Source organism: Agrococcus jejuensis (assembly GCF_900099705.1).
Lineage (GTDB): Bacteria > Actinomycetota > Actinomycetes > Actinomycetales > Microbacteriaceae > Agrococcus > Agrococcus jejuensis.
Window position 1 is genome coordinate 2758604 of record NZ_LT629695.1, and the last position, 12051, is coordinate 2770654.

The window sequence follows — 12051 nt, forward strand, 5'->3', positions numbered from 1 at the left end:
ATGAAATCAGCGGCGGAGGAGGATCTGCTTCGCCGCGACGTCGGCCCCTGCGAGCAGGGGCGAGGGTTTGCCTGGGGTAGCGCCGATCGCTGAGCCCGGCTGCGTCGTCGAGGCAGGGATGCCGAGGACGACGACCGACGGGTCGAGGTCGCCCGACGCGCTGACCAGGTTGTGACCCGTCGAGGACTCCTCGTCCACAAGCGCGGGGGAGGTGTCGAGGCCGTCGCCCTCCACGCCCGCGAAGGCGTGCAGGCGGGCTGCGCCGCGGGCGAGCAGCGACTGGAGCAGCGGGTCGGAGGTCGAGCCCACGCGGCCCTTCGACATGCGGGTCTCCACGAGCACCGGCGCTGACTCGCTGCGGCCCGAGATCGGGGAGGTCGCCACGAACAGGCCCGACGACTCGTCGCGCTCGATCGTCAGCTCGGGGCCGAGCAGGTCGAGCACGCCCGCCTCGATGAGGGCGAGCACTTCGCGGGTGCGGCCAGCGGGCGGGCCCGACGCCAAGAACAACCCGTCACCGTCGAACCAGCCGAAGACGTCGTGCACCGCGGACTTGCCGGTGAGGGCGCCGCGCAGCGCGAGCCGCACGACCTGGCCGCGCAGCGCCTGCATCATGCGGTTCACCGCCGCGCGCGGGCTCATCGCCGACTCGGTCATCGAGGCGAGCTCGTCGTCGACGTGGCGCTGCACGATCTCGGCCCAACCCTCGGCCGAGACAGGCTTGCCGCGCGTCGGACGGCGCAGCCAGTCGACGTGCCACAGCTCGCGCTCGTCGAGCGTCCACTCGCCGAGCACCCGCTCGATCGAGGGGAGATCCGTCGCCGCATCGAGGGCGTCGAGCCAGCCGGGTGCGACCGCATCCGGGCGAGCGCGGGCGAGCGCGTCGAGGTGGGCGAACGCGAAGTCCCGCGCCAGCACCGGCCACACGTCGCGGCGCAGGTTGAAGCCCGTCGACGCCTCCCAGCGGGCGAAGCGCTCGGGCGTCGCGTAGCGGGGCGTGCCCGGCGCGACGCGGCCGCCGTCGGGCTTCGCACGGTAGGGGAGGCCGCGGCCCGAGCTCGCGACGAGGCGCGGCTCGCGGCCGCTCGGCACGTAGCGGAGGCGGCCGTGCGGGTCGCCGGGCACCGCAACGAACGAGCCGCCCCACCGCCCCACGAGGTCGCCGACGACATCGAAGAACGTCGCGCCCAGGCCGCGCACGAGCACGACGGGCCGTTCGGTGCCGGGAGCAGCAGACGGCACGAGCGTCCAGTCCTGCTCGCCCGGCATCCCCGGCCCGACGTAGGCGAGCCCGTGCCGCTCGGCGAACGCCGTGAACGCCGCGACCTCGGTCGTCGGCTGCGCCTGCACCATGCCCTGCGCGAGCACGACGGTCGGCGCCGACAGCTCGCGACCGTCCTCGAGCACGACCGTCGCACCGCCGTCGTGCGAGCGCACGTCGATCGCGAGACCGATGGTCTCGTCCACCGTCACGCGGCCGGAGGCGATCGCCGCATCGAGCTGGTCGCGGAAGTACGCGCCCTGCAGCCGTCGGGTCGGGAAGTCGTCGCCGTGCAGCGTCGCAGCCTCGTCGACGACCCACGCGCCCGTCGCGTGCTCGCCCGCGTCCACCACCGATGCCGCCCACGCCACGAGGTCCGGGCCGGGCGCCGCCGGACCTGACATGGGCGTCGACTCGTCGGGATGGATCGTCGTGGTCGCCGCCGTCGTGTTGTTCAGGTAGGCGGCGGGCTGGTCGGTGCGCCACGTCGCCCCGGCGCCGATCTCGACGGCGTCGACGATGGCGACGCGCACGGGCGGCGCATCCGAATCGACGCGCGCCGCGAGCCGCAGCACCGTCGCGACGCCGCGCGGGCCACCGCCCACGATCACGGCATCGAACGACGCAGCGCCGTCCGCCGACCCCGCAGACGCAGCCATCAGATCTTGTACTCGATGGCGTCGTCGACCGCCGGTCGCACCTCCACCGAGCCGTCGCGCTGCTCGACCGTGATCGGCAGGCCGTAGACGTCGGTCAGCGCATCCGCCCGCAGCGCCTCCTCGGGCGTGCCATCGGCGACGATGCGGCCACCGTGCAGCAGCACGATCTGGTCGCAGTAGCGCGCAGCGTGGTTGAGGTCGTGGATGGCGATGAGCGCCGTGACGCCCTTCTCGCGGGTCAGGCGGCGCACGAGGCGCAGCGTCTCGATCTGGTACCGCAGGTCGAGGGCGCTCGTGGGCTCGTCGAGCACGATCACCGGGGTGTCCTGCGCGACGGCGCGGGCGATGAGCGCGCGCTGCGCCTGGCCGCCCGACAGCTCGGAGACGTTGCGGTCGACGAGGTCGCCGAGGTTCAACAGGTCGATCGCCTCCTCCACGTGCTGCCAGTCGATCGCCCGCGGCGCGAGGCCGAAGTGCGGCGTGCGGCCCAGCAGCACCGCCTCGCGCACCGTGAGGTCGAACGGCGCCTCGCCGCTCTGCGGCACGTACGCCACTGTGCGCGCGTGGCTGCGGCGGTCGAGGCTCGACGCATCCGTGCCGTCGAACGCGATCGCTCCGCCGGAGGCGCGATGCACCTGCGCGAGCACCTTCACGAGGGTCGACTTGCCGGATCCGTTCGGGCCCAGCAGGGCGCAGAACGATCCGGAGTCCACCTCGAACGAGACGCCGCCGAGCACCTCGCGCTTGCCGTACGAGAACCGCACGCCATCGATCGTGAGGGTCATCGCAGCGACGTCTTCCTGGTGAGGATGAGGTTGATGAAGATCGGCGCGCCGATGAACGCGACGACGATGCCCACGGGCACGACCGCCGGCGCGAGCACCGTGCGGCCCACGGTGTCGGCGACGAGCAGCAGCAGGCCGCCCGTGAGCACCGAGAACGGCACGAGGGATCGGTGGTCGGCGCCGATCACGAGGCGCGCGATGTGCGGCCCGACGAGGCCGACGAAGCCGATGACGCCGCAGAACGACACGATGACGGCGGCGAGCACGACCGCGACGACGACGAGGCCGACGCGCAGCTGCGTCACCTTCACGCCGAGCGACCGGGCGGCGTCGTCGCCCGCGAACGCGATGGCGTTGAGGTCCTTCGCGAACCACAGCGTGATCGGCACCGCGAGGGCCACGATGATGCCGACGACGCGCACGTCGTCCCAGTTCGCGTCGTTCACCGATCCGAACGTCCACCGCACGATCGCCTGCAGCGTGTTCTCGCTCGCGAGGAACTGCAGCCCGGCCGTCATCGCCTCGAACAGCTGCGTCACGGCGATGCCGAGCAGCAGCAGCGTCGCGACGGCCATGCGCTTGATCGTCGCGACCGACAGCACGATCGCCGACACCGCGAGCGACACGACGAGCGCGCTCGCGATCGTCGCGATCGGCGGCAGCGTCGTCGTGCCCGCGATCGTGATCGCGAGGGCGGCGCCGAACGCGGCGGCGGGGGAGACGCCGAGCGTGAACGGGCTCACGAGCGGGTTGCGCAGCAGCCCCTGCATGATGACGCCCGACACCGACAGGCCGGCGCCCGCGAGGAACGCGAGCAGCACGCGCGGCAGACGCAGCTCCTGGATGATCGGGTAGTACGTCGTCATGTCGCCCGAGATCGTGCCGCCGAAGGCGCTGAGCCACACCGTCTGCGCCACGTGCCCGAGGTTCGCGCCCGACGTGCCGATGATCACGGCCGTCGCGAGGGCGAGCACGCTCACGGCGGTGCCGCCGATGAGCAGCACCGCCTTCGCGCCGCCCCGACGGCGGGCGTCGGCGACGAGGTCGTCGTCGACGCCCGGCGCGGGGCTGGGAGTGGTGGATGCGGTGGTCGTCACTGGCCGAACGGTCCCTGCACGTAGGCGTCGGCACCCTCGAACTCGGTGTCCTGGAACTCCGTGACCCACCGCTCGAGGTACGCGTCGGCATCCACGTCGGCGAACGCATCCGGGTGCAGCCACGTCGCGAGGTAGAGCGCGCCGAGCGACTTCGCGAGCGCGCTCGTCGCCCAGCCGTTCGTCACGTAGATCTGGCCGTCCTGCACCGCCTGCACGCCCGCGAAGCCGGGGCGCGCGGCGACCTCGTCGGCGATCGTCTGGAAGCGGTCGACCGGCGCGGCGCTCGGCTCGAACTCGTGCAGGATGACCGCGGGGTTGCGCGTGACGATCTCGGCCGGGTCGACCGTGATCTCCTCCTGCGCGTCGCCGCCCGCGGCATCCGCGAACACGTTCTCGCCGCCCGCGGCCTCGATGAGCGCGTGGAAGCCGGATCCGGGCAGCACGCTGAGGTACGGGTCGACGGTCTCGAGGTACACCGACACGGGCTCGAGGCCCTCGGTGCGCTCGGCGAGCAGGTCGTCGATCTCGGTGTGGAAGGCGAGCAGCTCGTCGGCACCTTCCTGGGCGCCGAAGACCTCGCCGAGCAGCTCGACGGTCTCGTCGAACGCCGAGTAGTCCCACGCGGTCGCGACGACTACGGGGATGTCGAAGCCGTCGAGCTGCTCGACGGCCTCCTGCCAGACGGCGTTGCGCGGCAGCACGACGACGTCGGGGTCGAGCTCGGCGATCGCCTCGTAGTTCAGCTGGTCGAGGCCCTCGGCGATGACCGCCGAGTCGTCGACGGGCAGGTACGGCAGGCGCGTGAGCGACGTGCGGTCGACGCCCACGACGGTGTCGCCGGCGCCGATGGCGCGCACGAACTCGTTGGCGTAGCTGTTGAGCACGACGGCGCGCTCGACGGGGCCGGCGATCTCGACCTCGCGGTCCTGGTCGTCGACGACCGTGAAGGCGCCGTCGGCGTCGCCCGTGGGCTCCTCGACCGTGACGGTGCCGCAGCCCGTGAGCACGAGGGCGGCGGCCGTGAGGGCCGCGAGGGCGGGGATGCGTGGACGTGCGTGCATGGTGGTGCTCCTGATGGGAGGGGTGGTGCGGGAGGGGAGGGGGATGCGGGCGGCGCTCAGCGCGTCGCGGGCACGGGGAGCGCGGGCTCGCCGAGCGTGAGCATGAGGCGGTTCGCCCAGGCGAAGAACGCCGTGGCGTCGACGAGGTCGCCGAGCGCGGCGTTGTCGACGCCGAGCGCGCGGAGGCGGTCGAGGTGCGCGGGCGCGAGGCTCGGGCGCAGCGTCGACAGGTGCGCGGCGGCGTCGACGATCGCGGCCCAGCGCTCGTCCTGCCCGGCGCTCAGCGGGGCGACGTCGGTCGGCTGCCAGTCGGCGTCGCGCTCGAGCTCGGCGGCGAGCAGCAGGTCGACGTCGTCGGAGCGCTTCGACTGGAACGTCGCCTTGCGAGCGTGCACCGACGCGCAGTAGATGCAGTCGTTGACCTTGCTCGCGACGGCGGCGGCGAGCTCGCGCTCGGCGCGCGGCAGGCCGTGATCGCCGAGGAAGACGGCGTTGTCGATCGCGGAGCGCGCCTTGAGCACGGCGGGCACGCGCGACAGCAGTCGGAAGTAGACGCTGTTCGTCGTCGCCTTCGCGGCGAACGAGTCGACCTGCTCGGGCGTGAGATCGTCCTCCTCGGGGGCCGCGACCCACGGGATCCACCGCAGCTGCTCCTGCGTGTACGCGATGGGCTTCTGCTCGCCGCCGATCGTGCGGCCACCGAGGTCCTTCTCGCGGCCGCGCGTGTGCGGCGTGCGGGCCGGGGCTGCGGCCTCGGGCAGCGTGCGGCCGTCGATGGCGGCGTAGCCGGCGAGGACGCGGACGACGTGGCTCGTCGCGGCGACGAGCTGGCTGATGAGCACGATCTCGTCGGGCGTGATGCCGCCGATCGCGAGCACGTGCTGGTCCTCGTGCGTGCCGAGCGCCGGCGCGACGGTGACGATGTCGAGGTGCTCGACGAGCAGGCGCAGGCGGGAGTCGGCGGGCAGGTCGTCGCCGAGCAGCGCCGGGTCGGCGCCCTGCGCGACGTGCCAGTCGGCGAGTGGGCCGCTGCCCTGCCAGCGCGCGACGATCGCCGCGAAGGCCTGCAGCGTCGCGGTGGGCAGCACCTGCGGCGTCGCGAAGAGGCCGTCGTAGGCGGCCTGCGTCTGCGCCACGACCTCGGGTCGGGCCGCGCGCGCGGCAGCGGTGGAGGGGCTCGCGGCGAGCAGATCGCCGAGGACGTCGCGAGTAGACATGGTTATGGGGGCTCCAAGCAGAGGTTTGAGCCAACCCTAGTCGACCGTCGACACTGCTCCCGACCATGTGACGGGGCGTGACGGCGATGCGCGGTACGATGTGCCTACCGTAGGTACGGAGGTGCGATGACCACGATCACGAGTCGCGAGTTCAACCGCGACGTGTCGGCCGCGAAGCGCGCCGCCGAGCACGGACCCGTCACGATCACCGACCACGGGCGCCCGTCGCACGTGCTGCTGACGGCTGCCGAGTTCGCCCGGCTCTCGGGTGCGCTCGAGGCCGTCGGCGATCGCCTCTGGGCGCGCGACGGCATCCAGATCGACCTCGACCTGCCCGCCCGCACGGTCGAGCCGCCGCGCGAGCTCGACCTGTGAGGCACCTGCTCGACACGAACGTGCTCAGCGACGCGCGCCGACGCCGCTCGCCGAGCCTCGAGACCTGGATCGCGGCGCAGCCGGTGGGTGAGCTCGCGATCAGCGCCGTCACGATCCTCGAGCTCGAGCGGGGCATTCGCCGCCTCGAGCGCACGGACGCGGACGGAGCGCGACCGCTGCGACGCTGGCTCGACGACGACGTCGTGCCGCTGTTCGACGGTCGCATCCTGCCGGTCGACGCCCGCGTCGCCGCGGCTGCGGCCGCACTGCACGTGCCCGACCCGATGCCCGAGATGGATGCGCTCATCGCCGCGACGGCCCTCGTGCACGACCTCACGCTCGTCACCCGCAACGTCGGCGACTTCCGTCGCACGACGCTGCGGGTGCTCGACCCGTCGGCGTAGGGCTGGCCGTTGCGAGGTGCGCTTCTCGCGTTGAGGTGCGGTTGTAGCCGCACCTCAACGCGAGAAGCGCACCTCGCAATCACGAAGCGCACCTCAACGCGAGAAGCGCACCTCCGAACGGGCTACGCCTCGGGGATGGGGCGCAGCATCTCGGGCGTGAACTCGCGCTCGGGCTCAGGGCCGCTCGGCGAGCCCGTGTCGAGCGCGTCGATGCTCGCGAGCTGCGCATCCGTCAGCGCGAACCCATCCACGTCGAGGTTCTGCGCGATGCGCTCGGGGTTCGTCGACTTGGGGATCGCCTGGCGACCCTGCTGCACGTGCCAGCGCAGCATCACCTGCGCAGGCGTGACGCTGTGCTCGGCGGCGATGGCCTGCAGCGTCTCGTCGTCCATGACGCTGCGTCGGTCGCCCCACGGCCCGGGGTAGAACGTGATGCCGCCGATGGGCGACCACGCCTGCGTGAGGATGCCGTGCTCACGGTGGAACGCCTGCAGCGCCGGCTGCGAGTGGTACGGGTGCAGCTCGACCTGGTTGAGGTGCGGCACGACCTCGGTCGCGTCCATGAGCTGCTCGAGGCGGTGGATGGGGAAGTTGCTGACGCCGATCGCCCGCACGCGGCCGTCGGCGAGCAGCCGCTCGAGGGCCTCGTAGGAGGCGATGGTGCGGTCGAAGAGGTTGGCGGCGACCTGGTGCAGGATCAGCACGTCGAGCTGCTCGAGGCCGAGCTTGCCCGTGGCCTTGTCGAACGCGTGCAGCGTCTCGTCGTAGCCGTAGTCGGTCGCCCAGATCTTCGTCTCGACGACGACGTCGGCGCGGTCGACGCCTGAGGCGCGCAGGCCCTCGCCGACCTCGCGCTCGTTGCCGTACGCGGCGGCGGTGTCGACGTGTCGGTAGCCGACGCGCAGGGCGGTCTCGACGGCCTCGGCCGTCTCGGCGGGGCTCGACTGGAAGACGCCGAAGCCGATGGCCGGCAGCGTGACGCCGTTGGAGAGCGTGAAGGTGTCCATGCCCTCGACGCTACGGATCGGCGCGATGCCGGAGGAGGGTGCGTCGGTACCCGTCTCGACGGGAATAGGGTCGGGCCATGATCGTCGTCGCCGCCGTGCTCGCCGCCCTCGCGGCCCTCGTGCACGTCTACATCTTCGTGCTCGAGACCATCCGCTGGACGGAGCCCGCGACGCGGCGCATCTTCGGCACGACCGAGGAGACCGCGGCGATCACGAAGCCGCTCGCCGCGAACCAGGGCGTCTACAACCTGCTGCTCGCGATCGTCGCGGCCGCTGGCGTCGTGCTCGTGCTCGTCGCCGACCCGACGTCGGGGGAGCGCGCGGCGGGGGATGCGCTGCTCACGGCCGGGCTCGGATCCATGCTCGTCGCCGCGCTGTACCTCGTGACGACCGACCGGTCGAAGCTGCGCGCTGCCGCTGTGCAGGGCACGTTGCCGCTGCTCGGGCTGCTGGCGCTGCTCGTGGCGACGCTCACCGCATAGGCGCAACCCGATGCCGTCGCCGGGCGCGCGCGGGTAGCGTGGCCCGCATGCGTCGCGCCGCCAAGGTCCTGCTCGGTCTCGCCCTCGTCGGGGCGGGCATCAGTCACCTCACGGTGGCCCGGCGCGAGTTCCAGGCGCAGGTGCCCGCCGCGATCCCGATGGATGCCGACGACGTCGTCGTGTGGTCGGGCGTCGCCGAGATCGCGCTCGGCAGCGCGCTCGTGCTCGCCCCGGCACGCGCCGAGCGCACCGTCGGCACGGTCGCGGCGGGGTTCTTCACCGCGATCTTCCCCGGCAACGTCGAGCAGTTCGCCGACGGCCGCGACGGCTTCGGGCTCGACACCGACGGCAAGCGCTTCGCGCGGCTGTTCTTCCAGCCGGTGCTCATTGCATGGGCGCTGTGGTCGACCCACGGCCCGCGCCGGTGACGGACGGGCGCCTGACCGTCGACCATCGCGCGCGGTGGACGAGCGACGCCTGGCGCGCCGACATGCACGCCTGGATCCGCGACGCGCTCGCAGCCCGCGGCGAGACCGTGACCGCGATCGCCGAGCATCGCGTGCGCATCTGGTCGGCGGTGCTGCGCATCGAGACGGATGCGGGCGTGCGATGGGCGAAGGAGAACCACCCGGGGTCGGCGAGCGAGATGGCGGCGACGGCGATCGCGCATCGCGTCGCGCCGACGCTCGTGCTCGAGCCTCTCGCGGTCGACGCCGCCCGCGCGCGGATGCTCACGGCGGATGCTGGGCTGCTGCACGAGGGCGGCGAGGCGCCGCTCGCGACCCGCATCGAGCTCGCCGAGACCGCCGCGGCCCTGCAGCGCGCGCTCGTGCCGCACGCCGACGAGCTCGTCGCGGCGGGCGTGCCCGACATCCGACCCGAGCGGCTCGTCGAGCACCTGCGCGAGCGCGTGGCGCAGGCGGGCGCGCTGCCGGTCGAGCATCCGCTGCACCTCGACGCCGGCGCCCGTGTGCGCATCGCCGCGCTCGAGCCGCGCATCCACGACCTCCTCGCGGAGCTCGCCGACGCGCGCGTGCCTGCGAGCCTCGAGCACGACGACCTGCACCTCGGCAACGCGTTCGAGGTCGACGGACGCATCCGCATCGGCGACCTCGGCGATGCCGTGGTCGCGCATCCGTTCGGCACGCTGCGCGTCATGCTCGGCGTCGCCCGCGCTCGCGACGTGCCCGCCGACGATCGCGCCCGCATCCGCGCCGCCTACCTCGACGGGTTCGCCGACCTCGCCGACCGGGCGACGCTCGAGCGCGCTGCCGACGCGGCGATCGCCCTCTCGGGCGTGCAGCGGTGGGAGGCGTGGTGGCGCCTCATGCGCGACGCACCCGTCGCCGCGATCGACGAGTACCGCCCGTTCGTGCAGCCGCTGCTGCGCACGCTCGGCGACGTCGACGCCGCGATCGCGAACCACTGATCGCGGCGCCCCGATCGCTCCAGCGTCCTGCCAGCGCGCCCTCAGGATGGGATGCCGCCAGCCGCATACGCTCGCGAGCGTGACCGACTCCCAGCAGTACGACCGCATCACCGTCCGCCAGAAGCTCAGCCTCACGGTGAACCGCTTCGAGATCCGCGGAGGCGGCAAGGACGGGCCGATCCTCGGCATCGCCCAGCAGAAGCGCCTGGCGCTCAAGGAGCAGGTGACCTTCTTCGCCGACGAGGCGCGCACGCAGCCCGTGTTCGCGTTCAAGGCCCGCCAGATCATGGACCTCGGCGCCACCTACGACATCACCGACGGCGCCGGCAACCCCATCGGCTGGTTCCAGAAGGACTTCGGCAAGAGCCTGCTGCGCTCGACGTTCAACGTCGGCGTGCCGAGCCAGGGTCTCGAGGGATCGGGCCACGAGCGCAACCAGGTGCTCGCGATCCTTCGTCGCGTCATCGACATCGGTTGGCCGATGCACTTCGACTTCGCGGCCAACGACGGCACGCCGATCCTCTCGGTCGAGCGCGCGTGGGCGGTGCGCGACGTCTACGACGTGCAGCTGCCCGCCGCACCCAACGGCGCGCGCCTCGACTGGCGCGTCGGCGCGGCCCTCGCGGTGGGCCTCGACGTGCTGATGCAGCGCTGACGCAGCCTCGACAGCACGACGGCACCGGCACCGTCGCGTCGACCTCTGCGAGGATCGACGACATGAAGGTGCTGGTGCCGTCGTCCGTCTCCCTCGACCTGCCTGGTCACGACGTCGTGGTCTTCGACCCCGCCGAGCCGATCCCGGTCGAGCATCGGGATGCGGAGGCGCTCGTCGAGTGGGTGCTGCCCGCCGACCGGCTCGCCGAGGCCGCGCGCGACCTGCCGCGCCTGCGGCTCGTGCAGACGCTGTCGGCCGGACCCGACGCCATCGCCGGTGCGGGCTTCGGCGCCGACGTCGCCCTCGCATCGGGCCGCTCGCTGCACGACGCGACGGTCGCCGAGCACGCGCTCGCGATGCTGCTCGCCCTCGTGCGCGACCTGCCGCGCCTCGCCGCTGCGCAGGCCGAGGGGCGGTGGGACGACGCGTACCGCACCGACCAGGCCGACCCCGAGACGGGCGGATGGTTCACGCTCGACGGCGCGCACGTCGCGATCTGGGGCTTCGGCGGCATCGCGCAGCGCCTCGCGCCCATGCTCGAGGCGCTCGGCGCCCGCGTGACGGGCGTCGCCCGCTCGACGGGCGAGCGCGGCGGCTACCCGGTCGTCTCGCACGACCTGCTGCCCGAGCTGCTGCCGCGCGTCGACGTGCTCGTGTCGATCCTGCCCGCGACGGCCGCGACCGACGGCGTCGTCGACGCCGGCATCCTCGCGGCGCTGCCCGACCACGCGCTCTTCGTCAACGTCGGCCGCGGCGCCGTCGTCGACGAGCCCGCGCTGCGCGCCGCGCTCGAGCAGCGCAGCATCCGCGCCGCCGCGATCGACGTCACGCGCGTCGAGCCGCTGCCCGCAGGCGACCCGCTGTGGACGACGCCGAACCTGCTCATCACGCCGCACGTCGCGGGCGGCCGGCCGCGCGGCGCCGCAGCACTGGTGCTCGAGAACCTCGCGGCGATCGCCGCCGACGAGCCCGTGCGCAACCGCGTCGAGCGCTAGAGCGGCGGGCGGCGTTCATCCCAGCCTCGCTCCGTAGGGTGCAGGCATGACTCGACGCGACGTCGCCCTCGCCGCTGCCGCACTCCTCGTCGTGACCCTCGCCGGCTGCTCGAGCACCGACCATGACGGGGTCCCCGCACCGACGCCGTCGCCGAGCGTCGCACCGATCGAGGTGCCCGTCGAGCCGACCCACGTGCAGTACGTGCCGTCGGACCTCACCCCGCCGGGCGTGCAGGGGCCGGGCATCTGGAACGGCGATCAGGCGCAGGTGGTGATCGCTGCGAGCATCGACGGCCTCGCGCTGCCGCTCCCGCCCGGCGCCGAGTACGACTTCGACGACATCGACGCCGACGTGGGCTGGGAGATCGGCACACTGGAGTCGGCCGTCGCGTTCCAGTGGCACTGCGCGTGGCTCGCGGAGTGGGACGCCGCTCGCGATGCCGGCGACGACGCCCTCGAGGCCGAGATCGCCGCCCTCACCGACCGGTTCTGGACGCTGCCGCACATCGACCTCCTCGAGGTCGACGGCGTCACCTTCCGCGACCAGCAGGTCGAGGCGGCTCCCGAGGGCGCCGACCTGCGGGTCTGGTCGCTCCGCAACTGCTGACGGCGCAGGATCCGCAC

General features: G+C 73.0%; 14 protein-coding genes. 8 read left to right on the forward strand and 6 right to left on the reverse strand.

Annotation, left to right across the window (positions count from 1 at the left end; all coding sequences use genetic code 11):
* Positions 1-6: 6 nt before the first annotated feature.
* From BLQ67_RS12995 to BLQ67_RS13015, 5 genes are read right to left on the reverse strand one after another with little or no spacing between them, the layout of a single operon-like run.
* Positions 7-1920 (reverse strand): FAD/NAD(P)-binding protein, encoded by a 1914-nt coding sequence (locus BLQ67_RS12995; protein WP_092505702.1) that lies wholly within the window; start codon positions 1918-1920, stop codon positions 7-9.
* Positions 1920-2705, reverse strand: a complete 786-nt coding sequence (locus tag BLQ67_RS13000; RefSeq protein ID WP_092505704.1) for an ABC transporter ATP-binding protein — start codon at positions 2703-2705, stop codon at positions 1920-1922. The genes BLQ67_RS12995 and BLQ67_RS13000 overlap by 1 nt, the downstream gene beginning before the upstream one ends.
* Positions 2702-3802 (reverse strand): FecCD family ABC transporter permease, encoded by a 1101-nt coding sequence (locus BLQ67_RS13005; RefSeq protein WP_092505706.1) that lies wholly within the window; start codon positions 3800-3802, stop codon positions 2702-2704. Before BLQ67_RS13005 ends, BLQ67_RS13000 begins: the two co-directional genes overlap by 4 nt.
* Complete coding sequence (locus tag BLQ67_RS13010; RefSeq protein WP_092505708.1) at positions 3799-4863, reverse strand: ABC transporter substrate-binding protein; 1065 nt, start codon at positions 4861-4863, stop codon at positions 3799-3801. Before BLQ67_RS13010 ends, BLQ67_RS13005 begins: the two co-directional genes overlap by 4 nt.
* A 56-nt stretch (positions 4864-4919) precedes the next feature.
* On the reverse strand, positions 4920-6080 hold the full coding sequence (locus tag BLQ67_RS13015; RefSeq protein WP_092505709.1) for a peroxidase-related enzyme: 1161 nt from the start codon (positions 6078-6080) through the stop codon (positions 4920-4922).
* A 126-nt stretch (positions 6081-6206) separates the two neighbouring features.
* Between BLQ67_RS13015 and BLQ67_RS13020 the strand changes: the two genes are divergently transcribed.
* Together BLQ67_RS13020 and BLQ67_RS13025 are read left to right on the forward strand one after the other, a co-directional pair.
* Positions 6207-6455 (forward strand): type II toxin-antitoxin system Phd/YefM family antitoxin, encoded by a 249-nt coding sequence (locus BLQ67_RS13020; RefSeq protein WP_092505711.1) that lies wholly within the window; start codon positions 6207-6209, stop codon positions 6453-6455.
* Positions 6452-6859, forward strand: coding sequence for a type II toxin-antitoxin system VapC family toxin (locus BLQ67_RS13025; protein ID WP_092505713.1), 408 nt, complete (start codon positions 6452-6454; stop codon positions 6857-6859). Before BLQ67_RS13020 ends, BLQ67_RS13025 begins: the two co-directional genes overlap by 4 nt.
* Before the next feature lie 122 nt (positions 6860-6981).
* Here BLQ67_RS13025 and BLQ67_RS13030 read toward each other — a convergent pair whose 3' ends face one another.
* Positions 6982-7866: an aldo/keto reductase gene (locus BLQ67_RS13030; RefSeq protein ID WP_092505714.1), complete on the reverse strand. Its 885-nt coding sequence runs from the start codon at positions 7864-7866 to the stop codon at positions 6982-6984.
* A gap of 77 nt (positions 7867-7943) precedes the next feature.
* On the opposite strand from BLQ67_RS13030, the gene BLQ67_RS13035 reads away from it, so the two are divergent.
* From BLQ67_RS13035 to BLQ67_RS13060, 6 genes are all read left to right on the forward strand, one after another.
* On the forward strand, positions 7944-8348 hold the full coding sequence (locus tag BLQ67_RS13035) for a DUF1304 domain-containing protein (RefSeq protein ID WP_092505716.1): 405 nt from the start codon (positions 7944-7946) through the stop codon (positions 8346-8348).
* Positions 8349-8395: 47 nt separating this feature from the next.
* The gene (locus BLQ67_RS13040) at positions 8396-8776 is read left to right on the forward strand and encodes a DoxX family protein (RefSeq protein ID WP_092505718.1); all 381 of its coding nucleotides are present in this window, start codon (positions 8396-8398) and stop codon (positions 8774-8776) included.
* Positions 8773-9777, forward strand: a complete 1005-nt coding sequence (locus BLQ67_RS13045) for an aminoglycoside phosphotransferase family protein (protein ID WP_157674843.1) — start codon at positions 8773-8775, stop codon at positions 9775-9777. The genes BLQ67_RS13040 and BLQ67_RS13045 overlap by 4 nt, the downstream gene beginning before the upstream one ends.
* 79 nt (positions 9778-9856) lie before the next feature.
* A complete protein-coding gene (locus BLQ67_RS13050; RefSeq protein ID WP_092505722.1) occupies positions 9857-10432 on the forward strand; it encodes an LURP-one-related/scramblase family protein in 576 nt (191 codons plus the stop codon).
* A gap of 62 nt (positions 10433-10494) precedes the next feature.
* Positions 10495-11427: an NAD(P)-dependent oxidoreductase gene (locus BLQ67_RS13055; protein ID WP_092505724.1), complete on the forward strand. Its 933-nt coding sequence runs from the start codon at positions 10495-10497 to the stop codon at positions 11425-11427.
* Between the two features lie 46 nt (positions 11428-11473).
* Entirely contained in the window at positions 11474-12034 is a 561-nt protein-coding gene (locus BLQ67_RS13060; protein WP_092505726.1) for a hypothetical protein, read from the forward strand.
* Positions 12035-12051 lie beyond the last annotated feature (17 nt).

Bases quoted from the DNA above. Each gene is read 5' to 3' on its own strand.
- BLQ67_RS12995 (WP_092505702.1), bottom strand. From the start codon at position 1,920: ATGGCTGCGTCTGCGGGGTCGGCGGACGGCGCTGCGTCGTTCGATGCC.
- BLQ67_RS13000 (WP_092505704.1), bottom strand. From the start codon at position 2,705: ATGACCCTCACGATCGATGGCGTGCGGTTCTCGTACGGCAAGCGCGAG.
- BLQ67_RS13010 (WP_092505708.1), bottom strand. From the start codon at position 4,863: ATGCACGCACGTCCACGCATCCCCGCCCTCGCGGCCCTCACGGCCGCC.
- BLQ67_RS13015 (WP_092505709.1), bottom strand. From the start codon at position 6,080: ATGTCTACTCGCGACGTCCTCGGCGATCTGCTCGCCGCGAGCCCCTCC.
- BLQ67_RS13020 (WP_092505711.1), top strand. From the start codon at position 6,207: ATGACCACGATCACGAGTCGCGAGTTCAACCGCGACGTGTCGGCCGCG.
- BLQ67_RS13030 (WP_092505714.1), bottom strand. From the start codon at position 7,866: ATGGACACCTTCACGCTCTCCAACGGCGTCACGCTGCCGGCCATCGGC.
- BLQ67_RS13035 (WP_092505716.1), top strand. From the start codon at position 7,944: ATGATCGTCGTCGCCGCCGTGCTCGCCGCCCTCGCGGCCCTCGTGCAC.
- BLQ67_RS13040 (WP_092505718.1), top strand. From the start codon at position 8,396: ATGCGTCGCGCCGCCAAGGTCCTGCTCGGTCTCGCCCTCGTCGGGGCG.
- BLQ67_RS13055 (WP_092505724.1), top strand. From the start codon at position 10,495: ATGAAGGTGCTGGTGCCGTCGTCCGTCTCCCTCGACCTGCCTGGTCAC.
- BLQ67_RS13060 (WP_092505726.1), top strand. From the start codon at position 11,474: ATGACTCGACGCGACGTCGCCCTCGCCGCTGCCGCACTCCTCGTCGTG.